Source organism: Legionella qingyii (assembly GCF_003990155.1).
Lineage (GTDB): Bacteria > Pseudomonadota > Gammaproteobacteria > Legionellales > Legionellaceae > Legionella > Legionella qingyii.
Window position 1 is genome coordinate 37,792 of the sequence record NZ_RZGX01000010.1, and the last position, 24,829, is coordinate 62,620.

Sequence of the window (24,829 nt, forward strand, 5' to 3'; positions counted from 1 at the left end):
TGTGGAGAAGCAGGTTATGGCGGCTAAAAGTAAAGACCAGATGGAAACAGAATTAAAGAAAGTGAATGAACTTTCTGCAAAAGGAATGGCTCAACTCCGAGAGGAAAAAAATAAGAAAGATCTCGATGATTATATTGCTGAAAAGCGTAAAGAAGAGCAGATGAAATATTCCAAATGGTTGGATGAGTTGAGAAATAAACATAAAAAAATAAACGAAAGAACAGGTAAGGAAACAACTTATGATGAGGAATTAAAGGAACTAGCTGATGCGGTGATTAATTCAGAGCAAAATGCCTATAATGACTGGCGCTCCAATATGATGTCCTTGTTGAATTTATTCGGAAAAATGAATAAAGCAGTAAGTATCTCAGCAGATCAAGTTGCTGGAGAGGCATGGAATAGACTTAAGAATCCAGATCTAGAGAATAGCTGGGCAGCTACACAGGGTATTGGATACCTAATTAACAAAGCAGGAGATGGCTATACTGGTGTTAAAGCTAAGATGTTACATGCAATAAAAGGGGAGGGTGAGCTTCAGCTACCTACCTTGGAACATAAAGTTACATTTAAAGATGGAAAGGTTATGGTAGCCAATTTGACTTATAACCAAGGTGTTCAAATCAATTCACCACAAAAGCAAGGCGAACCAGCCAAACCAGAGAATCAAGCAAATCAAGCATTTAGGTCAATGGTTGCTCTTTGGTTAGCAGAAAATGATTATCTTCCTGTTGATGGTAAAGAAGGAGAATATAAGCACTATGCGAGTGGTGCCGTATTGGATGAAGATACATTTAAAAGATTGAATGCTGATCCAGAAACTAGTTTATCCAAGTTCCTAAAAGATAATGCCAACTTGAAATATGAGGAGCAACAAGAATCCCGAGCTACTCCTACTCCTCCATAATTGGTGAATGATTTATTAAGTATTTATTGAATTTGCGGTATTCCGCTATGGAAGCGAAATACCGTATCATTTGCTAAAATAAAATCATTTTCTATAGTTAAGAACAATTTTAGACGTTCTTCTATATTCCCCCCATATAATTTCGCCAGTCGCAGATAATCTTCAAAATGACGCGCTTCCGATTTAATTAAAGTACCGTAAAATTTTACCAAATCCTGGTCTTCAAGGAAGGGAATAATTGCGTAAAACCGCTCACAAGAACGGGCTTCAATAATCGCTCCAATAATCAACTGATCACATAAACGCTGGAGAACATTTCTGCTCGTAACCTGCTTATGCATCTGAGTTGCATATCCTGATGGTTGTAAGGGGCAAAATTCAATGCCTTTGTTAGTCATAAAGGTAATGACTTTTTCAAAATGAAGTAGTTCCTCACGAGCTAGAGGAGACATCACCTCAACCAGTTCTCTTTTTTCCGGATATTTGCTCATAAAATTTATTGCAGTTGCAGCAGCCTTACGTTCACAGTGAGCATGGTCAATCAATAACAGGGGAATATGATCTGCTGCGAAATCTAACCATCTTTGCGGTGTTTTTACTTGAAGAAAGTCAATTAATATTTGTAAATCAGCATCTAATCGTTTTAACATCTGCGTAATACACTATACTTATCGAATAAACAGTCTTATATCATAGGACCTTTTTACAATTCTACTATTTCGGTGGTAATGCCTTGATTTTCTAGGCTCGATGCCGATGTATATTGTGCTTTCGTGCCAGGAATTTCGACTTAATCTAGCGAATTGTAAATAATCCTAATATTTTGAAAATTTAATTTGGATGAAAAATGAACGGGGAAAATGCTGATAATGAATTAAGCCATTGGTTTTCAACTTACGGGGTAATCACAGCTGAGCGTATATTAGGTAGGTACAAAGTCAATTTGGCGCAAAGTGAATTAGTAGAAGCAATTAAAAGTCCATATAGTTTTTATCATCGAATATTGCGTGTTCCTCTAAAAAGTGTACTTAATGGTATCGTGCTGCAACAAGCAAATGATTATCATGTCTATACTCAAAAATTATTTATCGACTATTTATTGTCTGGGGAAAATTCTAAAGGTGAGGAAGCACAAGGTGCTTCTATACGTGAAGATCTTGAAAATGAACGACAACAACTGGTTACGGTTGGTGATGAGTTTCATAATGTTAATGGGCAACATGATTATTTGATAGCTCACAGTCAGGCTGCGTTGATACGAGTAGCACAAATATTTAATGCAGAGATGGAAAAAGCGATTACCGCTTTGAGAACGTTACTCAAAAGTACTGGTCTTTCAGAGAAAAAAAGTAAAATTCGACAAGCAATTAATCATGCTTTGATTTATTGCAATATATTAGAAATCCAAGACAATCAATATCTTTTTATAGAGAAAATGAACGAAGTTCTTAATATTTCACTTACAGAAGATTTAGAGAAAAAAATGCTCATGATCTTATCTGAAATTTTGCAAATCGATATGGATTTTGATGAACAAATCAGTGATTTTGTTGCGCAAACTGAAGAGCTAAGTCGAGCAGCTAACTCATACCGAACTCTTTTTTATGAAACGATTCTTCGCGTTGTTGAGTTAATGAAATCTTTACCTGATTACAAAATTGATCCTGAACAAGATGCTATTAATAGACAACCTTTATACTTTGATAAAACGATTGGTGCATTAGAATAGTATTGTGCAAAGAAAAGTAAAACGAGTTCTATATATGAAATGGGTAGCTATTAGGGTTTTGCTTTATTTATGAAGACTATAATCAATTGGAATGAATTTATATTAGCCATATAGCTTGGATTTCGTGTATAATACTGCACTTTAACTAAACCCCTATGGAGCGCATGATGGCAAAAGAAACAACATTGTCAATTATTAAACCCGATGCAGTAGCTAAATCTGTTATTGGTCAAATCTATACTCGCTTTGAAAACGCAGGCCTAAACATAGTTGCTGCTAAAATGATGCAACTTTCTCGTGAACAAGCAGAAAGTTTTTATGACATTCATCGTGCTCGCCCTTTCTTTAAGGATTTAGTTGAGTTCATGATTTCTGGTCCAGTAATGGTTCAGGCATTACAAGGCGAAAATGCTGTATTGAAAAACAGAGACATCATGGGTGCAACAAACCCTAAAGAAGCTGCTCCTGGAACCATTCGTGCTGATTTTGCTGATAGTATTGATGCCAATGCTGTGCATGGTTCGGACAGTCTTGAAAATGCGGCTCGTGAAATTGCCTTCTTCTTTGAACCACACGAAATTTGTGAACGATAAGATCTGGTTTTTTGATATTTAATGACTCGTATCATGTAGCCTGGGTGCAGCGTAGCGAAACCCGGGTTTCTTTTAAATGATTGGAATCCCTGATTGCGTTATGCTCACCCAGTCTACAAATCGTTTATTATATTTTTATCTCTGTCATTAAATTTGGAGTAAAAATGACTGCACAAAAAGTAAATCTGCTGGATTACAACTATCAACAAATGCGTGAATTACTTAATAGTTGGGGTGAGCAACCCTATCGCGCTCAGCAGCTAATACAGTGGATTCATCAGGCAGGTTTTACTGATTTCACAAAAATGACTAATCTTAGCAAGACGCTAAGAGAAAAATTAACACAACTATCTTGCATTAAATTACCAGAAATTGTTGCTTGCCAAAAATCCAATGATGGTACCCATAAATGGCTTTTGAAACTGGACTGTGGTAACTGCATCGAAACGGTATTTATTCCCGAAGCCAATCGAGGCACTTTATGTGTTTCTTCACAAGTGGGATGTGCTTTAAACTGTTCTTTTTGCTCTACTGCGAAACAAGGATTTAATCGTAATTTATCCACCGGAGAAATTATTGGTCAAGTATGGTTGGCTGTGCGTGAATTATCACAACAGCAAGGAGCTCACGACAAAAGAGTAACCAATGTGGTGATGATGGGGATGGGAGAACCCTTACTTAATTTTGATAATGTCGTGTCAGCAATGGATATTATGATGGATGATTTTGCTTATGGCTTATCAAAGCGACGTGTTACTTTAAGTACTTCTGGAGTTTTACCCGATCTGGAACGTTTAAGAGAAGTCAGCCCTGTGGCTTTGGCTGTTTCATTACATGCACCTACTGATGAGCTGCGAAATGAACTTGTTCCTATAAATAAGAAATATCCTTTGGCCCAGTTGATGGCTTTATGCAAAACCTATTTTAAAAATGAACCACGAAGAAAAGTAACTTTTGAGTATGTAATGCTCAAGGGAGTAAATGACCAACCCGAGCATGCGAATCAGTTGATAAAATTACTGCGTAATATTCCATCAAAAGTCAATTTAATTCCTTTTAATCCTTTTCCGATGTCACAATATGAGCGTTCATCCCAGGAAACAATTAATGCATTTAGAGATAAATTAATAGCACACGGCATTAACACGATTACTCGTAAAACACGAGGTGATGATATCGATGCGGCGTGTGGACAACTAGCCGGAGAAGTAAAGGATAGGACAAGTCGCTCACAAAGATGGCAAAAACTACATTTTACGCCTAAAGAAAATCAGGAACCGCAGGCTGTAGAATGATGATTGTAGCAGAGCCAATCCCGATTAAGAGATCATCGACACTTGGATTCGCAGTATGCTGTATCTAAAATTCTGCCATTTGAATCAACAATAAAATCATTATTTGTGACAAATCATTTTTAATTTATTTATAAGCGGTTATAATGCGCAATCATTTCTAACCTTAGTGTGAAATATTGTGTTAAAAAAGTTTTGTCTTTTGTTTATTATGACCTGTCTGTTTTTACAGGCTTGTGTGCATAATGAAGAAGATGAAAAGCAAAATTTTAAAAAACCTGATCTCAGCAAAGCTGCATCGTATAATGTACAGTTAGGCCTAGGCTATTTAAAACAAGGTGATAGACCTAGGGCGAAAAAAAAGATCCTCACTGCATTAGAGCAAGAACCTTCATCACCTGATGTTAACTCAGCAATGGCTTATTATTTTGAGCAAACTAAAGAACTGGATCAGGCAGAAAAGTACTATTTGAAAGCACTATCATTAGCAGGAAATGGAGGCGCTCAGTTAAATAACTATGGAGCCTTTTTATGTCGAAAAGGCGATTATAAAAAAGCTGAAAGTTACTTTTTAAAAGCTGTTAATGATTTAAAATATGTGCATACAGCCGGAGCTTATGAAAATGCAGGTCTTTGTGCTCTATCAGCTCCTAATGAAAACAATGCTAAGCTTTATTTTGCAAAAGCATTAAATCAAGATCCTTCAAGAAAGGTATCTTTTTATGAATTACTGAAACTTGAAGTTAAAAGCGGAAATGATTCAGAAGCTTTTGCTCTGTTACAAAAGCATCCCGATTTAATTTTAAATGATAGAGTGCTCTTGTCTTTGGCCAAAGAGGTTTCTGAGAAAGTTGGACAATATACTCTTGCAGCAGAATATCAACAAAGCATTAATAATTTAAATTCCAATATCGACACTAGTGGAGTAAATAATGAATACAATAACCACACTGGATGAAAATATAGTTGAGCATAATAAAAATCCAGGCGAGCAGCTTGCCAGTATACGTGAACAAAGAGGGTATACAGTTGAGTACGTTGCCAATAAATTACATTTAAGAACTCGTATTATTGAGTTAATTGAAAGTAATGAATTTCATTTGTTGCCAGAACCTGTTTTCGTTAAAGGATATTTGCGTGCATATGCAAAATTATTAGGAACTTCACCTGAACCTTATTTGGCAATATTTAATGAACAGTATGTAGTTGAGAAAAAATCCGATAGGGCACTGTTATGGCAACAAAGTAAACGTGAATCTCATAAAGCGGAACATATTATTCGCTGGTTCACAATATTATTTGCTGTAGGTGTGCTAGTTGCTGTAGGAATTTGGTGGCAAAAAAACAGAGATACAGAGCAAGTGTTTCCAACTAAGAGTACTCCTGTTGATTTATCACTAAATCAAACACCAGCAGTAGAAACGCAAGAATTGAAACTTACTGACATATCAAAAATGCAATCTTTATTAAATCCCAAACCGGAAATGACTCCGATGGAGAAAATTGGTGGCTGATCGAATTCAAGCAATAAGAGGCATGAATGATATTTTGCCTGATACAACGCCATTGTGGCGTTCTATTGAACAAGTATTTATAAGTGTACTGTCCAGTTATGGTTATCAGGAAATACGCTTCCCGCTTATTGAAAGCACTCAATTATTCAAACGGACTATAGGTGAAGTCACTGATATAGTCGAAAAAGAAATGTATACTTTTAATGACTTAAATGGCGATAGCATTACTCTGAGACCCGAAGGGACTGCTGGTTGTGTGCGTGCTTGCCTGCAAAATGGACTATTACATAATCAGCAGCAAAAATTATGGTATATGGGACCCATGTTTCGTCATGAAAGACCACAGAAAGGACGATACAGACAGTTCAATCAATTAGGTGTTGAGGCATTTGGTATGCCTGGAGCCATGGCTGAATTGGAATTGATTTCCATTTGCCGTAAATTTTGGGAACAATTAGGTTTTGCAGATTTTGTACAATTACAAGTAAATACATTAGGTGAGTTAACAGAGCGTCAGCGCTATAAAAAAGTTCTTGTTGAATATTTGACGGATCATGAGCATCAGTTAGATGAGGACAGTAAGCGCAGGCTAACTCGTAATCCATTGCGTATTTTGGACAGTAAAAACCCAGAAATGCAAGAATTATTGGCTAATGCACCTAAACTGATTGATGTTCTTGATGAAAAAAGTCGCGCACATTTTCAATCTTTTTGTGATGGCTTAGACGCATTAAATGTACCTTATGTAGTTAACCCTGTTTTGGTTAGAGGTCTTGATTATTATGGGCATACGGTGTTTGAGTGGGTAACTGATAAATTAGGAAGTCAAGCTACAGTTTGTGCAGGAGGTCGATACGACATACTGGTGGAACAGTTAGGCGGTAATCCCACACCTGCAGTAGGTTTTGCATTAGGCATTGAAAGAATATATCTTCTCATGGAAACTCTTAATGTCTTAAGACAGGTGAATAAAAGGAATGGGTTGTATATTATTGCTACCAATGATAATGCTGTGGTACAAGGACTCGTGATTTCTGAATCAATACGTACTGCTTATCCGGAAATTGAAGTATCAGTAAATACCGCCGGCGGTAGCTTTAAAAGTCAATTCAAAAAAGCAGATAAAAGCGGGGCGCGACTGGCTTTAATTTTAGGTGAGGATGAGTTGGCAAATAAGCAAATTAGTATTAAGGATTTGCGTCACGAAGCTGAGCAAATCACGGTAGATCAAAACATGATCAATCAGGTTTTAAAAGATTATTTAGAGTGAGTGCAGGAGAGTGTTATGTCAGTGTATATGACTGAAGAGGAACAATTAGAATCGATAAAAAAATGGTGGAAGCAATACGGTACTCTCGTCACTGTAGTATTATCGCTTGTACTCTTTGGCATTGCCGGATATCGATATTTGCATTGGCATCAGGAAAAGCTTACCCAACAAGCTTCAGTTGCATATGAGCAAATGATGGTTGCTCTATCAAATCAAAATATCAAAGCAGTAAGAGCCTATGCGAATGAATTAATTCATGAACACGGCCGTACGGTTTATGCCGACGCAGCACATATGACACTTGCAAAAGTTTATGTGTCGAAAAATAAACTGGATAAGGCTGCACAAGAGTTGCAGGCTGTTGCTTCGAACAGTAAGATGCCGACTCTAAAGCAAATTGCCAAAATCCGTATTGCACGTATCCTTGCAGCTGAAAAATCTTATACAAATGCTCTTAAAGAATTGAGTAGTGTTGAGGATGATACTTATTTACCAGTTATTAATGAATTAAAAGGTGATATTTATGGAGCCACTGGGCAATATAAAGAGGCGATGAATTCCTATAAACTGGCTTTAGATCAAGTTAAAAATAACGGAATGGGTAATTTATTTTTGGAAATGAAAACCAATGCAATTGCGAGTAAGTCGCATTCGATGGTTTCTGGAGATAAAAAAGTAGAATCTGCATAACATTTTGTTATCAGCTTAAGAGGTTCATAAAAACATACACCATTTTGATGTTCTCTTTATCAGGGCTAAAACATAATGAGTGTGTTTATTGATATGTTTTGTAAAAATTGAGGTTTGATTTTCATGAAAGTGAAATTATTTATTTTAATTCTTTGTACCATAATCCAAGGGTGTTCAAAACTTGATGATTACATGTTAGGTAAAGATAACACGCCAAAACCTAAAGAACTCAAGCAAATTAAGGACAAAGTTAAAGTCGAGCAAAACTGGACAGTAGCTGTTGGTAAGTCATCAAAAAGCAAAGAATATTTAAGACTGAAACCGGTAGTTAAAGGAGGGGTTATTTACACTGCTGATGCCAGTGGGTTAGTTCAAGCAATTAATAAGCACAATGGCAAAATGAAATGGTCTACTGCATTGAAGCATGGTTTGGTCAGTGGACCTGCTGTGGCCAGTGGATATGTTGCTGTGGGCACTAATAATTCTTCATTAGTTGTATTAAATGAGAATAATGGTACTAAATTATGGCAAACAAAGGTTACCGGAGAAATTTTATCACCACCAGCTATTTTGGGTGGAAAGGTAATCGTTAAGACAATCGATGGTCGAGTTTATGCATTCAATGCAGCTGATGGCAAACAAATTTGGATGACAGAGCATGGTTCCCCTAGTTTAATCCTCAAGGCAAGTTCATCTCCTGTTGCCATGGGAAATCTGGTTCTAATTGGCTTTTCTGATGGAAAGCTAGATGCATTAGAGTTAAAAACAGGCCGTGTTATGTGGCAACGAAGTATTGCTTATGCGTCAGGACCAAGCGATGTAGAGCGATTAGTTGATATCGATGCAGATCCAATTGTAGAAAATAATGTGGTTTATCTTGCGAGCTATCAAGGCTATATTGGGGCACTGTCTTTATCAGACGGACAGTTTATTTGGAGAAAACCAGGTTCTGTATTCAAAAATATGATTCTAAGTGGTAATACTTTATATATTACTGACAGCCATGATGTCGTTTGGTCTATTGATAAACGCAGTGGACAAGTCAATTGGAAACAGACTGGGTTGAAGGCGAGAGTATTAACCGAGCCAGCATTGGTTAAAAATGATTTGGTAGTAGGTGATAAAACTGGTTATCTACATTTTATTGATTCACAGACGGGTGAAATTATAGCTCGATCAAAAGTTTCAAGCGGTGTTAGTATTTCTCCAAGCGTGAGCGGAAGAAAGTTATATGTATTAACAGACAACGGAATGCTAAATCAATTATCTGTGAGTTAATAAATGATCCCTGTGATTGCACTTGTTGGACGTCCTAATGTTGGTAAGTCTACATTATTTAATAGGCTGACTAAGACACAAGATGCCCTGGTTGCTGATTTTCCTGGCTTAACTCGTGACCGACAATATGGTCAAGCCATTCATGAAAATAAACACTATATTGTTGTCGACACCGGAGGTATCGGTGTTGACGATATTGCAGTTGATAATTTAATGTCTAAACAATCAGAAATTGCGCTCAATGAGGCTGATATTGTCCTTTTTTTGGTTGATGGAAGAGCTGGCTTGACTGGTATTGATGAAAAAATTGCTAGTAATTTACGTAAGTTAAATAAAAAGGTACACCTTGTTGTTAATAAAACTGAAGGACTGGACGATGATGTCGTTTGTGCCGACTTTCATGCTCTAGGCATTGCAGATATTCACTCTATTTCCTCATCGCATGGCAGTGGTATTAGAACCCTACTCGAAGAGGTTTTATCACCATTTTCAGCTCATATTGATGAAAATGAAGAAGATAATGCGATTAAAATCGCTTTTGCGGGTCGTCCTAATGTTGGTAAATCTACTTTGATTAATCGAATTCTAGGTGAGGAACGAGTCGTTGTTTATGATATGCCAGGTACAACCAGAGATAGTATTTCGATTCCTTTTGTAAGAGATGAACAAAACTATGTTCTAATTGATACAGCGGGTGTACGTAGGAAATCGCGCATTGATGAAAAAATAGAAAAATTCTCTGTGATTAAAACGCTACAAGCCATTGAAAAATCTAATGTATGTTTGCAAGTTCTAGATGCCAGGGAAGGGATTACTGATCAAGACATGAATTTACTCGGCTTTATTATTGAATCCGGAAAAGCATTAGTTATTGCGGTGAATAAGTGGGATGGCTTAGATGAAGAGCATAAAGAAAAAGTAAAAAGCGAATTATCTAGAAGATTACACTTCGCCAATTTTGCAAAAATAAGATTCATATCGGCATTGCATGGCAGTGGTGTAGGTGGTTTATTTAAAGATATAAATGAAGCGTATGCTTCAGCTGTCCAATCTTTTTCAACACCAAGATTGACTCGATTGCTTCAAGATATTAGCACGAAACACACTCCTCCTTGTGTGAATGGACGCAGGATAAAATTAAGGTATGCGCATCTTGGCGGTCACAATCCCCCGGTGATTGTCATCCATGGAAATCAATTGGCGGATTTACCTGATAGCTATAAGCGTTATCTTAGTAATGAATTTATAAAACATCTAGGATTAGTCGGAACTCCACTAAAATTTGAGTTTAAAGGCGGAACAAACCCTTTTGCAGATAAGAAGGTTAAGTTATCACAGCGACAAGTAAATAAAAAAAGAAGATTAATGAGTCACGTTAAAAAGAAAGCTAAAAGCAAAAAGAAGTAGGAGTATATTTTTGTGTTGTTTCTTGCTTCGTAGCCTCTGTTTCTTAATCACATCTTTGCCTACGCTGGGCGATTTGTTAGTGGGGCGTAGTGTTTTAGGGCAGACCGCCTAAATCCCATGGACAAGCCGCGGAACGTCGGAATAGATCTGGGCTGGTTATTTCTGCGATGTGTAGAAGATTCGGCTCATAGCTTGGCGGGAAGCAAAGTGGAGCCTGGTTTTTCTTATCGTAGATTTCCTGGGTTACGGCAAATTACCTCATCAAGTTATACTACCCCTAAGTTAGCGATTAATTTTTAGAGAGTGCATGGCATTGCGCAATAATCTGTTTCATTCTTGTCGCACTAATATTTAATTTGTTAAGAAGTTTAGGACTTTCACTAATTGTTTTGCATAAGAGAATGTTTTCTCCAAGCAAGAATTCAATTTCAGCTTTTGTAAAGTTAGTAATGCAGGTTATAGGGTATAGGCCAGAACACTCTATTAATTCTTTTAAACTTCCTTTTTGGGGATAGTCCCAGCCAATTAAATGTAAACCAGAACACTGACCATATTGTATTGCATCATTGGTAAAGCGAGTATTGGTCACAAGCCAACCCTTGAGTTGTTCATGATTTTCTCTATTGTATGCCTGTTCAATATCAAGAAATCGTGCCTTGATATACAAGGTAATCTTTACATCACAAGCAAGGCCCAAACGATTATGGTATTTGCATTCTACAAAAACATGCTCATTCTGGCGCTTTCCAACTACATCTACTTCATGATTAACGCAATATCCCTTAATAATTTGATTATTAAGGACATTAAATCCTTGATGGCGCATAATTTCAGCAACAAATTTTTCAAATGGATATCCAGAAAATCCAAGTTGCATAATTGCACGTTTTAGATGATATTTTCCAGCGATGCTTCTTGATTCATTGCGTAGGTGACGAAAGGTAATTCGATAAATTTCTTGTGTTGTCATTCCCTCGACTATCGATTGAGATACGTCATTAATGATCTTGTTAATGAGGGCTTCGTCAGTACCAACCCGTTTTAATGAGCGATAGATACGTTGGGGATCAAATGGTACTTTTTCTCCAGAGGTTTTAATTATATAAATAGGCTGTTCAGGCGTAGTCACTTTATTCATTTATGGTATTCCAATTAAGCAAAAAATAGATAATATCCTGACTGACATCGATATTATTTGATGTATGCGGAATTGTATTGCAGGTAATAATCTTTGTTGCACGGGACAGTAAAAGCTTTTGATATGCATTTTCTGCAAAAACGGCATGAACACCAATGCAAACAGCCGGTTTCATATTTAATGCACTTAAATGGGCTAATGTTTCCATCATAGTCATTCCCGTCGAGATTATATCATCAATAAGAATTGGCGTTGCGTTCTGGTATTGCTTTATTCCAGGGATAGAAATTTCTACTTGTGTATCGCTTGATCTTCTTTTTTCTAAAATAGTAAATGGTACGGAAGACTTTTGTGCAATTGATTCAACCCATTGTGCACTTTCAGAATCAGGTCCAATAAGAATTGGATTCGATACATGCTGAGATATCCAAGCTGAAATCTTATACGTTGCATGAAGTACTTTAGTTGGTATTTTATAAATCGCATTTAAATCTGGCCAGCGATGTAGATGTGGGTCAACTGTTATTAAGTAATCAAAATAAGAGGAAATCAATTCCGCAAAGTATAGGGATGTAATCCCTTGGCCTGGTTGAAATACTTTGTCTTGACGCATATATGTAAGATATGGAGTTATTAATACTATTTTCGATGCGCCTAAAGACTTAGCTGTTTGTGCAGCAAATAGAAGAGGAAGAGTTTTCGGATTAGGATGTACTAAATTGGCAACAAATATAACAACGCGCTTTGCTACATCGGATTCAATTTTCACAAGAGTTTCTTTATCAGGAAATTGATGGAAACTGATTTTTCCTAGCTCATAATGACATTTATGATGAATTGTAGATGTCAGCTCATCGTGTCCAAATAGTGCAAAAATGATGGGTGATTTTTTCATACGCTGGCCTCAATTTGAAATACTTCATGACCCTGCTTTAAGAAATCAAGAGCATAATTGAGCTCTCCTCGTGTGTCTGCATAGATTCTAAAAAGAGGTTCAGATTTTTTTACTATTGAATGCAGGGGAGTTAATAACTCAACGCCTGCAGCTTTTGAGCGTGGTGCCCCTGCCAATTTAGCTAATTGAGAAATGTGTCGATTATCAATGTTAATTATGATACCCGAGAGTTTTGATTCTACAGTATGAACAATTGGAGCTTTTTTAATCTCACGCAGGCCGCCTTGAGCCCTACAAATTGCTTCAAATTTAGCTAATGCCTTGCCACTGTTTAGAAGGTGAGTTGCAATACCCAATCCTTGTCCCGGTAAAACCTGAGGGGAAAATTCTATGATATGAGCCGCTAATACTAAAGCATGCTCACGTAGATCTTGTGGCGCATGTTTATCGCAATTCAGTACTGATAATACATCAAGTGCCTCAAGAACAGGTCCTATTCCACGGCCTACTGGCTGTGAACCATCACTTAATATTACTTTTGTTCTGATATCAAACTCTTCGGCAACAAATTTTAATAATTTTTTTAGCGAATTGGCGCGTTCAATTGAACGAACTTTAGCTGTAGTCCCTATAGGCATATCAATGACAAGATGATTAGAACCTGCGGCAATTTTTTTTGATAAAATTGAAGCGACCATTTGTCCTTCACTATCGATATTTGCAGTTCTCTCAATTCGGATGAGTAAATCATCTGCTGGGCTTAAAGCCATAGAGCCCCCCCAAACAAGGCAGCCATTTTCTTGCTCAACAACGTTTTTCATTTCATTAATGTTCAGGTCGACGTTAGTGAATACTTCCATCGTATCTGCTGTTCCTGCAGGTGATGTGATGGCACGAGAAGATGTTTTAGGAATAACTAAGCCGAAAGCAGCAACAATTGAAACCACAATAGGGGTCGTACGATTTCCTGGTAAACCGCCCACAGAATGCTTGTCAACAATGAAAGGCATGTCCCATGATAATTGCTGACCAGAATGAATCATCGCTCGAGTTAGATCAATAATCTCTTTATTTGAAAGCCTATCTCCGCCACTGGCGGCAAGATACATGGCAATATTAATGTCAGAGAGTTGTCCTGACACGATATCATTGATTATATGGGTTGTTTGTTCTGCAGAGAGCTCATTTCCATAAATCTTTGAGCGAATGTAACTTAGAGAGTCCAGTTGTTGTGGATGAGATAATGCAATTTTATCGCCTTCTTTTGCAGCGAGTAGTTCCCAAGCATAAATTGAAAGACCTGCTTCATTATGTCTTAATAAATTGGATTCAACTGTATTCACTGTGGCAACAATAGAACGTTCATTTAGTATTACTCTAACACGAGCCTGAGCAGTGAATCCTTCTGATTTACATATATAACAATCATCACGCATGTAAATGACAGGTTCCTTATGGGTATTAATCCCCAAATATTTCAGCGTCAAGGTAGTGTGCTTTTTGCTCATAATTGTTCTTTTTGTCCATATTCAGGAATATCGCATTGCCAACCGAGCTGTGTTTCAATTTTAGATTTTAAAGATAAGGAGGCCTCGGGCTCCCCATGCGTTATAAAAGTCTTTTTAGGTGGTTGTTGAAACTGATTAAGCCAACCAAGTATCTCGCCATAATCTGCATGTGCTGAGGTGCTGTGCATTGATTCAACTTGAGCATTTATAGGGATAATTTTGCCATGAGTTTCAATAAACTTTTTACCTGAGATTATCTCTGCGCCCAGAGTCTCCTCAGACTGAAATCCAGTAAATAATAAGGTATTACGTGGATCTGATGCGTACGCTTTGATGTGATATACGATTCGTCCACCAGAGGCCATGCCACTTGCAGAAAGAATTATTTTGGGTGATTTATCCAAGTCAAGCTCAATCGATTCTCCTACATCTTGCACGTATGTGGCTACATCACAGAGATCCTGACATTGGGTTGGAGTCAAGCGAAGATCTTCTATGTGTTTATATAAGATTTGTGTCGCATTGATGGCCATAGGACTGTCGAGATATATAGGTACATCTGGAATTGCATTTTCTTTTTTTAATTCAGAAAGATAGTGCAGTATTATTTGTGAACGCCCAACAGCAAATGCGGGAATAATTACTGAACCTCCTCGATGAATGGTTTTATTGATAATATTTTTTAAAGTCACCTTAGGTGGTTCTTTTTCATGAAGACGGTCTCCATAGGTTGACTCAATCACAAGATAATCAGTTTGCTTAATTTCAGTGGGTTTTTTCATAACGGGATCATGCATTCTACCCAAATCTCCACTAAAAAGAAGTGATGTATCTTGATGCTGTAGCCTTACAAAGGACGAACCTATAATATGTCCCGCTGGAATTAATTGAAAACTGATATTGTCATGTAGGTTAATTATCTTATTGTAAGCTTGGGGCTTAAATAGTTGTAATGCATTTTCTGCATCAGCTGCGGTATATAGAGGAAGAGCAGGGCGATGTTTGGAATAATGATGTTCATTAGCATGTCTGGCATCCTCTTCTTGTAAGTGTGCACTGTCAGGTAATAATATGTCACATAAATCTTTAGTCCCATAAGTGCAATATATTGGTTTATTAAATCCATTCTTAACTAACAGTGGTAAATATCCCGAGTGGTCAATATGAGCGTGGGTGAGAATAATGGCATCCAAGAGTTCAGGACTGAATGGGAGTGGATTCCAATTTCTTAATCGTAGCTCTTTAGGTCCTTGAAAAAGCCCACAATCTACCAAAATATTCTTTTTATTAAACGACAGAAGATATTTGGAACCTGTTACAGTTCCAGTGGCACCAAGAAATGTGATTTGCATCATTAATCCTTTAATAATAGCGCTGATAAAAAATTAATTTTTAAAGTCGTAATGTTAATACATCACAAGGGGCATGATTAACTGTAGCATGTGCTGTGCTCCCCAAGAACGAATGCAAACCAACAGAAGAATGACTGCCAATAATAATAAGCTGACAATCCAATTCTTTTACCTTATTAAAAATATGCTCTTTTACCGAACCTACTTCGACAAATTGATGGTTGCGTGGAATGTTAAAATTTTCTCCCAATAGGGCTAACACAGTCTGTGCATCGTCTTTAGCTGGGTTGGCTAACTCTGTAAAACCAAGTCCTTGAGCTAATTGGAAACTAGCAGGTAGTTCAATGACATGTAACAGATATAATTTGGCACTAAATTGCTTTGCGATAGCGATTGCTTTTTCTGTGAGATGATTATGTTCCTTGAGCAAATCCGTAGCAAATAAAATATTCTTATACATTGTAGCCTCACAATTAAAATTATTATTGTAAATAATAGTAGATTCCTTGATATAAGTACCTATTTTACATCACAAAATGTGAAAATAATTTACTTTGAGGTTGATGCTTGGCAGTTCGTAGTTTATTTATTAGGCATTAATCAGGAGTAGATGAGATAATTTTACAATCAAGATTTTTTAAATTTGTAATTGGGATTTATTTCCATTAAAGGAATTAAGACAAAATCTCTAAATTGAATCTGTGGATGGGGAATTACAAGTTTTTTAGATCGGATAATTTGATTTTCATAAAACAAAATATCAATATCAATAACTCTTGGTCCCCAGTGCCTTTTTCGAACTCGCCCCTGTTTCTTTTCAATTTTCTGGCATGCATCAAGTAATTGTGAAGGAGATAAACGAGTAGCGATCTCGATTACTGTATTACAAAAATCTTGTTGACCTTGCAATCCCCAGGCTTTATTCCAATAAAAAGAGGAAATTTTGGTAACCACAGTAGAGGGCAAAGCTTTTATAGATTTAATTGCTTTTCGAAGTTGACGTTCAGGCACTTGCTGATTTGAGCCCAGACCTAAATAACAAACATTCATTGTGGATCACTAACTTTATTGCTTTTGGGCTTACGGCGTCGCTTACGCTTAGGCATATCTGGTTTGAGTTGGGCTACCATTTTAGCTTGCTCTGCTTCACCAGCATCTTGAAAAGCTGTCCACCATTGCGCTAGCTCCATAGATTCATCGCCTGCAAGGGCACGTAACGCCATGAAATCAAAGGCTGCTCTAAAACGAGGGTGTTGCAAAAGATTAAAGGCTCTTCCTCCAAGTCTTTTTGCAAAGCGATACTGTAATAACCAGATTTCACGAATAATTTGTGTATAGCGTTTGGGAATTGAAATAATTTGATTTTGTTCTGCAATGACAAGTGACATTGCTTTATCTATAGAAGGCAGTGGATCTATTCCAGTTTTTTGTAGTTCCTGTGCGCGTTCAATCATGGGGAACCATAAAAGAACCGCAAATAAGAATGCTGGGGTTACGGGTTTTTCTTCATGAATACGAGTATCTGTGTTCTCAAGAGCAATAGCCAATAATGCATGTACTGGATGAGCGCTGTTCAATAGAGCATTTGTTTGAGGGCATAAATGTTGAAACAAGCCATATTGCATGAGCAATCTTTGAACTGCTACCGCATTGCCACATTGATATAGCTTCGTCATTTCATCAAATAAGCGTGAACTGGAAACATGAGTAATAAGATGACTAATCTCAGGAAAAGGTGCTTCCGTCTCTTGTGCAAGTTTGAAATTTAATTTGGCACTAAAGCGAATTGCACGCAACATGCGTACGGGGTCTTCCTGATAACGTTTTACTGGGTCACCAATCATGCGAATAAGCTTATTTTCAACATCTTTTACACCGCCAGTAAAATCAACAATAGAGGAATCATTGATGTTGTAGTAAAGCGAGTTAATTGTGAAATCACGTCTCCAGGCATCTTCATCAAGGGAGCCATAGGCATTATCACGCACTAACATTCCACGTTCATTTGTTTGTTGATTCTCATCCTCCGCCACATGACTTCGGAACGTAGCTACTTCAATAATTTCGCGATGGAACAGTATATGTACAAGCTTGAATCGACGCCCAATAATTCGTCCATTTCGAAACAAATTCTTAACTTGATTTGGCGTTGCATCGGTTGCAACATCGAAATCTTTGGGAGCCTTATGCAGTAATAAATCCCTAACGCTGCCTCCAACAATGTATGCTTGAAAGCCAGCACTAATTAAGCGGTTAAGCACTTTGAGCGCATTGCTGCTAATGTCCGCTTTAGATATGGAATGTTTATTCCTTGGGATGATATAAGCTGAGGCAACAGCTGGCACATGAGCCCTGTTTCTCTTTAATAGCTTTTTAATAAATTTGATGATCTTTCTATCTCACAAGACTAATAAAAAATTTATATTATATCGAAGCAAAAGAATAAAGTGAATCTTTTGTGCTTACAAACCTTGATCTTTCAGTAAAATTTTGTGTTGTGGATTATACAAAAAGATGTAGGTAAATATCTAGTTAAGAGTATATCATATAATTTTTCAATTTCTGACATCTGGGGATTTGATGGATTTTATTGATATTACAATAGGCTTAATTGTCTTAATTATATTAGAAATAGTTTTGGGAATTGACAATTTGGTAATTTTATCTATTTTGTCTGAAAAATTACCCCCAAAACAGAGAAAAAAAGCAAGGCGATGGGGGCTCACGCTTTCTTGGGTTATGCGTTTAATCTTGCTGGCGCTGGCAGTAGATCTCATCAAATTAACCAAACCATTACTTACCGTGGCTGACATGTCGTTTTCTGCTCGTGATTTTTTCCTCATGGGAGGTGGTGCTTTCTTAATTTGGAAAGCAACAGAAGAAATTCACCAGGATGTGACCGAAGAGCTTGTAGCAACGGATGAAAAGACAGTAACTTTTAAGGCAACATTTCGTGCAGTTATTTTCCAAATTGCATTAATGGATATTATATTTTCCTTAGACAGTGTGTTGACAGCAGTGGGCTTGACCTCATATTTTTGGGTGATGGCTGTTGCGATTACTTGCGCCATCCTAATAATGATTTTTGCAAGTGAAGTAGTAAGCGCATTTATTAAAGAACATCCTACAATCAAAATGCTTGCACTAAGTTATTTAATTTTGATTGGAATGGTCCTTGTTGCAGATGGGTTTTCTTTCCATATTCCTCGAGGATATATTTATTTTGCCATGGGATTTTCTTTAGGTGTTGAGTCGCTGAATTTGCTGAAACACTCACGGAAAAAACGAAAGCATCGTTCAGGAAATTAATTATGTTGTTTATTAAAGCATTTCATATTATTGCTATGGTTGCCTGGTTTGCCGGATTATTTTATTTACCCAGACTATTTGTTTATCATGCTGATACTCAGGATGAGACGAGTCTTACTCGTTTTAAAATAATGGAGAGGCGGCTCTATTATGGAATTACGTGGCCTGCTGCGATACTGACCACTTTATTGGGAATATGGCTTATTAGCTATAATCTGTCTTATTACATGAGTGTGGGATGGATGCATGCTAAATTGAGTCTGGTGGTTATTTTATGGATTTACCACCTCTTATGTGGGCATTATTTAAAGTTGTTTGCACAGCATAAAAATCAAAAAAACTCTCGTTTCTTTCGAATTTATAATGAATTACCAACTCTGCTGCTAATAGGGATCGTGATTTTGGTTGTGGTGAAACCGTAGTTCTAAACTCGTAGCCTGGTTAAGTGAAGTGGAACCCGGAACTCCTAACTTTCTAAAATCTCTTGATCCCGGGTTTCGTATGTTCTTGATAAAGGTACTAATATTGAAACTTATTCCATTTCCACCATATCAAAATCTTCTTTACCAGCGCCACAATCTGGACAGAACCAGTTTTCTGGTACGTCTTCCCAACGTGTTCCTGGCTCAATTCCATCCTCAGGCCAACCCTCAGCTTCATCATAAATAAAACCACAGATGACACAAATATATTTTTTATATTCTTGCATGATAATACTCATTTAAAATAGCGTAATTTAGCTATTGTGGACGTCGATGTAAAGATAAACTGCTTTTTTTGCCAATTTTTAATATTCTCTGTAATATTATACTGCAAAATTATGGAGATTTTTATGACTCGCTCAACAGATTTATTTCATCAGGCTCAAGCGCTTATTCCTGGAGGTGTCAATTCACCAGTAAGGGCATTTAAAGGTGTCGGTGGCGATCCGATTTTTTTTAAACAAGGTAAAGGTGCTTATCTTGTTGACGTTGATAATAATGAGTACATTGATTATGTTGGGTCGTGGGGGCCATTAATTCTTGGGCATTGTCATCCAGCTGTAATTGAAGCAGTAAATAATGTGCTGCATAGTGGCATGAGTTTTGGCGCGCCTACAGAGCTTGAAGTACAATTGGCTGCAAAAATAATCTCGTTAATTCCCTCGATTGAAAAAGTACGAATGGTTAATTCTGGTACTGAGGCAACGATGACTGCCATTAGATTGGCGCGTGGTGTAACCAAAAAAAATAAATTTATTAAATTTAATGGTTGTTATCATGGACATAGTGATAGTTTGCTAGTCAAAGCAGGTTCTGGTCTTCTTACATTAGGCATCCCATCTACGCCGGGAATCCCACAAAGCGTTACAGAACATACTTTAACTGCAAACTTTAATAACCTGGAACAAACGGCACAATTATTTGAAAAATTTCCTGATGATATTGCAGCAGTAATATTGGAACCAGTTGCTGGAAACATGGGGTTTGTTTTACCTGAACAAGAGTTCTTGAATGGATTACGTCAATTATGCGATCGATATAATGCTTTATTGATATTTGATGAAGTAATGACTGGTTTTAGAGTAGGGTTAACTGGAGCCCAGGGGGTATTTGGTATCACCCCTGATATTACTACTCTTGGTAAAGTCATTGGAGGGGGAATGCCTGTGGGTGCTTTAGGTGGTAAGGCAGAAATTATGTCCTTTTTAGCCCCTGAGGGACCAGTGTATCAAGCAGGTACTCTTTCTGGTAACCCATTAGCTATGGCAGCAGGTCTTGCAACTTTATCTGAAATTGAAAAACCAGGTTTTTTTGCACAGTTAAGTGAAACAACTCAAAGCTTAACTCAGGCTTTAGCTTCTGTTGCTGAAATGTTAAATATTCCATTTTTTACTGCTTCATTAGGTGGCATGTTTGGTTTTTGTTTTACAGAAAAAAAACGCATTGCGGATTATGCTGATGTTGCTGCCTCTGACGAGGTTTTATTTAAAAAGTTCTATCATGGAATGTTAGAGAAAGGTATTTATTTTGCTCCCTCTATGTATGAAGCTGGATTTGTATCCAGTGCCCATGGTGAAAATGAAGTCACTAAAACCCAAATGGCCGCCGAGGAAGTTCTTAATCAATTAAAAAGATAGCATTGTAAGGTGTCGACCAGATGCTTTTTTAGGCTGGGTGAAGCAATAGCGGCACCCAGTTTTAAAGAAGTTTATTTATCTCTCAATAAACGGATTTTGTTGTAATGCAGCATAATAACCTATTGAAATAATATATTTTTAAAATATATTTATTAAAATACCTAGACAGTGATTTTTCCACATGTCATATTCAAAGACGATCTTGAATAAACAAGGAAGGTCATATGTCGATAATGACAAATAAAAAGGAATTTATTAAGTCAATGCCCCAAGGAATCATTCCTCTTTTTTTTATTCAAATTGTTTCTACTTTAAGTTTTAGCGTTTTGTACTCTACACTTGTTTTGTATATGAAGGGTAAATTAGGACTCCAAATTAGCACCGCCAACAGTATCATGGGTGTTTTTATCGCATTTAATTATGGGTTGCATTTACTTGGAGGTTTTTGGGGTGGGCGTTTGCTCTCTAATCGTGCGTTGTTTTGTGCGGGAATGGTAGCGCAAATTATTGGCTGCGTCCTGTTGTCATTCGGCGATATTTCATTTCTCTATTATGGTTTGGCAGCTTTCTTAACCGGCTCTGGTTTAAATGTAACATGCGTGAACTGTATGTTAACTCAATGTTTCTCTCCAGAAGATACTCGACGGGAAACAGCATTTCTCATGAATTATGCAGGTATGAATATCGGTTTTTTTGTTGGTTTTAGTTTGAGTGGACTATTTCAGTTGACTCAGAACTATGAGCGACTTTTTTTGCTTAGTAGTTTAGGGAATTTGATTGCCTTAATCATTTGTTTATATTGTTGGCAGCAATTATCAGATAAAGATACAATTTTCTCTAAAAAAGATAAGGTTTCTCAGAAAAGAGCTGTTCTGTTAGGTTGCATCCTGATTTTAGTTCTTCCTTTCTTTTTAGGTCAAATGCTCCAATATGCTGACTGGGCTAAAAAATTAGTTTTGATAACAGGCATTGTAATGCTCGGAGTTATTTTATATCTGGCAAGAAAACAACCAACAAAAGAGGCTAAAGATAAAATAGTAGCATTTGCAGTGTTTATGGTTGTAGGGACTGTTTTTTGGATGCTGTACCAAATAGCACCCATGGGGCTTACATTTTTTATTGATCATAATGTTCAGCGTGAGTATGCAAGTTGGATTATTCCACCACAATGGTTCCAAAATATAAATACAGTCGCAATTGTTATTGGAGGTCCATTGTTAGGTGTATTGTTGCATAAAATGCGTAAAAATGGGGTTCAAATTAATATTCCAACCCAGTTTGCATTGTCATTGCTGCTTATTGGTATCGCTTTTGTAATATTGCCTATTGGTATTGCTTATGCCAATTATGAAGGACTAGTGAATCCCAGCTGGATTATCTTGAGTTATGTTTTGCAGAGTATTGGTGAGCTTTTAATATCTCCAATTGGTTATGCTATGATAGGATATTTGGCTCCTACAACATTACAGGGTGTGATGATGGGAATGTGGATGCTTAATTCTGGGGTTGGTGCAACTTTATCTAGCTATAGTTCAAATTTGATGATTGAAGGGCAAGATAGTGTTTCACCTTTAGTAACTAATAGTGGTTATAGCCATGTATTTTTAATGTTAGGATTATTTGCAATTGGTTCTTCAATTGTACTTTTTATCCTAGTGCCTAAGTTAAGGGATTTAATTCAGGAAAAAAAGCCAACTGAATTAAAAGAAGCCAAAGGGATGGCTACGAATCGAGTAGTTGTATGTGAGTAATTTTTTTGTACCTATAAATAAGGCAGAGGTGGATTGGCATGATACTCTGCCTTTCTCGACACGATATGATGACATTTACCATTCTTCTGAAGGCGGAATAAATCAAGCCCTTCATGTATTTGTTGATGGAAATGATTTAATTAACCGCTGGCAATCATTTTCTGATGATAAACCTCAAAGGTTTACGATTGCAGAAACGGGCTTTGGAATTGGTTTGAATTTTCTCGTAAGCTGGAGTTTATGGGAGCAATATGCACCCAAGTCCAGCCAGTTGCATTTTATTTCATGTGAAAAACATCCTTTATCTCTTGCTGATTTAAGAAAAAGTCTTGCCTCCTGGCCACAATTGGAAAAGTATGCCCTGCAGCTTATAACAAGCTATCCAGTCTTGACTCCTGGATATCATCATTTGTCTTTTTGTAATGGCAGAGTAACACTGACCTTAATGTTAGGCGATGCCCTAGAATGTTATGAACAACTACTAATTTGTGGCGAATCTACGCTAGAAAAGGAACTTAGAACGGCTTTTATTGATGCATGGTTTCTAGATGGCTTTGCCCCAGCTAAAAATAAAAGTATGTGGTCTGATGCTTTGATTAACGTAATAGCGATGTTATCTAAAGAAAATACCACTTTAGCAACCTATACCGCCGCAGGCTCTGTTAAAGCAGGATTAAGCCAGAATGGATTTGATGTAGAAAAACGTACAGGATTTGGGCCAAAACGTCATATGATTTGTGCTCGTTTTACGAAAACACCGATACAAAATAACGCGAAACGACACGCACCTTGGCATGTGGGGAAGCCTGAAAAGTATTTCAGCAAATCAGCGATTATTGTCGGTGCCGGTTTAGCTGGTTGTTTTACAGCTCATGCACTTAATAAGAGAGGGTGGAACGTAACAATTATTGATGAAATGGGTCAAGTCGGTAGCGGGGGGTCGGCAAATCAGCAAGCAGTTTTATTTCCTAAACTATCTGCCTACCGATCTCCTTTAACTCAATTTATGTTAACCGCGTTTTTATACGCTGCACGAACGTATCAATGTGTTTTAAATCAAACACAGATTGGTGAACTGAATGGCTCATTATTACTTGCATACTCTGAGAAAGAAAAAGCCGCTCAGTCCAGCTTACGTTCCTGGCTTACTCATTACCCCGAGTTGGGATCTCTCGTAGATGCAGAGCGGGCATCAGAGTTGACAGGACTATCTTTAGACAAACCCGGATTACATATCCCTTTATCAGGATGGATTAATTCTCCGGAATTATGTAAGTATTTAGTGAATGCAGAAGGTATTTCCTTGCTTACTGATACTTCTGTAAGCCAATTGAATTTTGATAAACGATGGTTTGTGAATGATTTAGAAGCAGAAGTGCTCATTTTGGCGAATGGTCACAAAATCAGCTCTTTTAAAGAAACAGAGTATTTGCCAGTTAAACCGATACGTGGGCAAATGACAGGAATTTCCTCAACAGAGCAAAGTGCTTGCTTAAAAATGCCTCTTTGTGGCGATGGTCATGTGCTTCCAGCAATACAAGGTATACACCTGCTCGGTGCTACCTATGAGTTAAAATCAGCGGACTCCCAAATCAAACCACAGGATGATCAAAGTAATTTAGCTAAACTTAAACAATTAGCACCTGAGGTTTTGTGGTCTGGAACCGTAAACAATCATTGGGCTGGAGTCAGAGCATCAACTCCCGATTATCTTCCTTTAGTTGGTAAAATTGCTGATGCCGAACAATTTCTACAGCAATTTGCTCGATTGGAAACTAATGCAAAACGTTGGATAGCCCAAGCAGGTCCTTATTATCCTGGTCTTTATGCTTGTGCTGGATTTGGTTCTCGAGGCCTGACAACAATTCCTTTATGTGCGGAATGGCTTGCATCTGTAATTAATAACGAAATAGGTTGTTTACCCAGAAACTTGCAATATGCTTTATCGCCTGCACGTTTCTTACGTAAAAATATAATTAGGGGTGAGATTAAAATCGATTGAGATGGTATTCTCATTAGAGCATAATATTATCCTTGTAGCTGGGATGAAACGAACTATCGATGCTTTGACGAAAGGCTC

At 37.3% G+C, this 24,829-nt stretch carries 24 protein-coding genes; 15 read left to right on the plus strand and 9 right to left on the minus strand.

All coding sequences use genetic code 11. The annotated features are described in order from the left end of the window. Window positions 1-16: 16 nt before the first annotated feature. Window positions 17-904, plus strand: coding sequence for a hypothetical protein (locus ELY20_RS08675; RefSeq protein WP_110143013.1), 888 nt, complete (start codon window positions 17-19; stop codon window positions 902-904). 23 nt (window positions 905-927) lie between these two features. On the opposite strand, the gene miaE is transcribed toward ELY20_RS08675, so the two are convergent. Next, the gene (miaE, locus tag ELY20_RS08680) at window positions 928-1,554 is read right to left on the minus strand and encodes a tRNA-(ms[2]io[6]A)-hydroxylase (protein ID WP_110143012.1); all 627 of its coding nucleotides are present in this window, start codon (window positions 1,552-1,554) and stop codon (window positions 928-930) included. 197 nt (window positions 1,555-1,751) lie between these two features. On the opposite strand from miaE, the gene ELY20_RS08685 reads away from it, so the two are divergent. From ELY20_RS08685 to der, 9 genes are all read left to right on the plus strand, one after another. Continuing rightward, complete coding sequence (locus tag ELY20_RS08685; protein ID WP_110143011.1) at window positions 1,752-2,633, plus strand: hypothetical protein; 882 nt, start codon at window positions 1,752-1,754, stop codon at window positions 2,631-2,633. 167 nt (window positions 2,634-2,800) lie between these two features. Continuing rightward, window positions 2,801-3,226, plus strand: coding sequence for a nucleoside-diphosphate kinase (gene ndk, locus ELY20_RS08690; RefSeq protein ID WP_110143010.1), 426 nt, complete (start codon window positions 2,801-2,803; stop codon window positions 3,224-3,226). Window positions 3,227-3,390: 164 nt separating this feature from the next. Continuing rightward, window positions 3,391-4,521, plus strand: a complete 1,131-nt coding sequence (gene rlmN / locus ELY20_RS08695) for a 23S rRNA (adenine(2503)-C(2))-methyltransferase RlmN (RefSeq protein WP_110143009.1) — start codon at window positions 3,391-3,393, stop codon at window positions 4,519-4,521. A 178-nt stretch (window positions 4,522-4,699) separates the two neighbouring features. Continuing rightward, window positions 4,700-5,476 (plus strand): type IV pilus biogenesis/stability protein PilW, encoded by a 777-nt coding sequence (pilW, locus tag ELY20_RS08700; RefSeq protein WP_110143008.1) that lies wholly within the window; start codon window positions 4,700-4,702, stop codon window positions 5,474-5,476. Beyond that, the gene (locus ELY20_RS08705) at window positions 5,451-6,032 is read left to right on the plus strand and encodes a helix-turn-helix domain-containing protein (RefSeq protein ID WP_110143007.1); all 582 of its coding nucleotides are present in this window, start codon (window positions 5,451-5,453) and stop codon (window positions 6,030-6,032) included. The genes pilW and ELY20_RS08705 overlap by 26 nt, the downstream gene beginning before the upstream one ends. Beyond that, window positions 6,022-7,302, plus strand: coding sequence for a histidine--tRNA ligase (hisS, locus tag ELY20_RS08710; RefSeq protein ID WP_199739248.1), 1,281 nt, complete (start codon window positions 6,022-6,024; stop codon window positions 7,300-7,302). The genes ELY20_RS08705 and hisS overlap by 11 nt, the downstream gene beginning before the upstream one ends. A gap of 15 nt (window positions 7,303-7,317) precedes the next feature. Then, window positions 7,318-7,992 (plus strand): YfgM family protein, encoded by a 675-nt coding sequence (locus ELY20_RS08715; RefSeq protein ID WP_110143005.1) that lies wholly within the window; start codon window positions 7,318-7,320, stop codon window positions 7,990-7,992. 123 nt (window positions 7,993-8,115) lie between these two features. After that, window positions 8,116-9,270 (plus strand): outer membrane protein assembly factor BamB, encoded by a 1,155-nt coding sequence (gene bamB / locus ELY20_RS08720; protein ID WP_110143004.1) that lies wholly within the window; start codon window positions 8,116-8,118, stop codon window positions 9,268-9,270. 3 nt (window positions 9,271-9,273) lie between these two features. Then, a complete protein-coding gene (der, locus tag ELY20_RS08725) occupies window positions 9,274-10,677 on the plus strand; it encodes a ribosome biogenesis GTPase Der (protein WP_110143003.1) in 1,404 nt (467 codons plus the stop codon). A 289-nt stretch (window positions 10,678-10,966) separates the two neighbouring features. Here der and ELY20_RS08730 read toward each other — a convergent pair whose 3' ends face one another. From ELY20_RS08730 to pcnB, 7 genes are all read right to left on the minus strand, one after another. Continuing rightward, window positions 10,967-11,815 carry an ATP cone domain-containing protein gene (locus ELY20_RS08730; RefSeq protein ID WP_110143001.1) on the minus strand — a complete coding sequence of 283 codons (849 nt, stop codon included), beginning with the start codon at window positions 11,813-11,815 and terminating at the stop codon, window positions 10,967-10,969. Then, window positions 11,808-12,710, minus strand: coding sequence for a ribose-phosphate diphosphokinase (locus tag ELY20_RS08735; protein WP_110143000.1), 903 nt, complete (start codon window positions 12,708-12,710; stop codon window positions 11,808-11,810). The genes ELY20_RS08730 and ELY20_RS08735 overlap by 8 nt, the downstream gene beginning before the upstream one ends. Next, on the minus strand, window positions 12,707-14,218 hold the full coding sequence (locus tag ELY20_RS08740) for a thymidine phosphorylase family protein (RefSeq protein WP_110142999.1): 1,512 nt from the start codon (window positions 14,216-14,218) through the stop codon (window positions 12,707-12,709). The genes ELY20_RS08735 and ELY20_RS08740 overlap by 4 nt, the downstream gene beginning before the upstream one ends. After that, on the minus strand, window positions 14,215-15,570 hold the full coding sequence (locus ELY20_RS08745) for an MBL fold metallo-hydrolase RNA specificity domain-containing protein (protein ID WP_110142998.1): 1,356 nt from the start codon (window positions 15,568-15,570) through the stop codon (window positions 14,215-14,217). The genes ELY20_RS08740 and ELY20_RS08745 overlap by 4 nt, the downstream gene beginning before the upstream one ends. 40 nt (window positions 15,571-15,610) lie before the next feature. After that, window positions 15,611-16,030 carry a universal stress protein gene (locus ELY20_RS08750; RefSeq protein ID WP_110142997.1) on the minus strand — a complete coding sequence of 140 codons (420 nt, stop codon included), beginning with the start codon at window positions 16,028-16,030 and terminating at the stop codon, window positions 15,611-15,613. Window positions 16,031-16,197: 167 nt separating this feature from the next. Further along, window positions 16,198-16,620: a 2-amino-4-hydroxy-6-hydroxymethyldihydropteridine diphosphokinase gene (gene folK / locus ELY20_RS08755; RefSeq protein ID WP_110142996.1), complete on the minus strand. Its 423-nt coding sequence runs from the start codon at window positions 16,618-16,620 to the stop codon at window positions 16,198-16,200. Then, window positions 16,617-17,915 carry a polynucleotide adenylyltransferase PcnB gene (pcnB, locus tag ELY20_RS08760; RefSeq protein WP_199739249.1) on the minus strand — a complete coding sequence of 433 codons (1,299 nt, stop codon included), beginning with the start codon at window positions 17,913-17,915 and terminating at the stop codon, window positions 16,617-16,619. Before pcnB ends, folK begins: the two co-directional genes overlap by 4 nt. Window positions 17,916-18,150: 235 nt before the next feature. On the opposite strand from pcnB, the gene ELY20_RS08765 reads away from it, so the two are divergent. Next, on the plus strand, window positions 18,151-18,879 hold the full coding sequence (locus ELY20_RS08765; protein WP_110142994.1) for a TerC family protein: 729 nt from the start codon (window positions 18,151-18,153) through the stop codon (window positions 18,877-18,879). 2 nt (window positions 18,880-18,881) lie between these two features. Continuing rightward, a complete protein-coding gene (hemJ, locus tag ELY20_RS08770) occupies window positions 18,882-19,301 on the plus strand; it encodes a protoporphyrinogen oxidase HemJ (protein ID WP_110142993.1) in 420 nt (139 codons plus the stop codon). Between the two features lie 110 nt (window positions 19,302-19,411). Here the strand turns inward: hemJ and ELY20_RS08775 are convergent, their stop codons facing one another. Further along, the gene (locus ELY20_RS08775) at window positions 19,412-19,588 is read right to left on the minus strand and encodes a rubredoxin (protein WP_019232400.1); all 177 of its coding nucleotides are present in this window, start codon (window positions 19,586-19,588) and stop codon (window positions 19,412-19,414) included. A gap of 123 nt (window positions 19,589-19,711) precedes the next feature. On the opposite strand from ELY20_RS08775, the gene hemL reads away from it, so the two are divergent. From hemL to mnmC, 3 genes are all read left to right on the plus strand, one after another. Continuing rightward, on the plus strand, window positions 19,712-20,998 hold the full coding sequence (gene hemL / locus ELY20_RS08780; RefSeq protein WP_165831610.1) for a glutamate-1-semialdehyde 2,1-aminomutase: 1,287 nt from the start codon (window positions 19,712-19,714) through the stop codon (window positions 20,996-20,998). Window positions 20,999-21,222: 224 nt separating this feature from the next. Continuing rightward, entirely contained in the window at window positions 21,223-22,749 is a 1,527-nt protein-coding gene (locus ELY20_RS08785) for a peptide MFS transporter (protein WP_110142991.1), read from the plus strand. Continuing rightward, window positions 22,742-24,751, plus strand: a complete 2,010-nt coding sequence (gene mnmC, locus ELY20_RS08790) for a bifunctional tRNA (5-methylaminomethyl-2-thiouridine)(34)-methyltransferase MnmD/FAD-dependent 5-carboxymethylaminomethyl-2-thiouridine(34) oxidoreductase MnmC (RefSeq protein WP_110142990.1) — start codon at window positions 22,742-22,744, stop codon at window positions 24,749-24,751. The genes ELY20_RS08785 and mnmC overlap by 8 nt, the downstream gene beginning before the upstream one ends. Window positions 24,752-24,829: the final 78 nt, after the last annotated feature.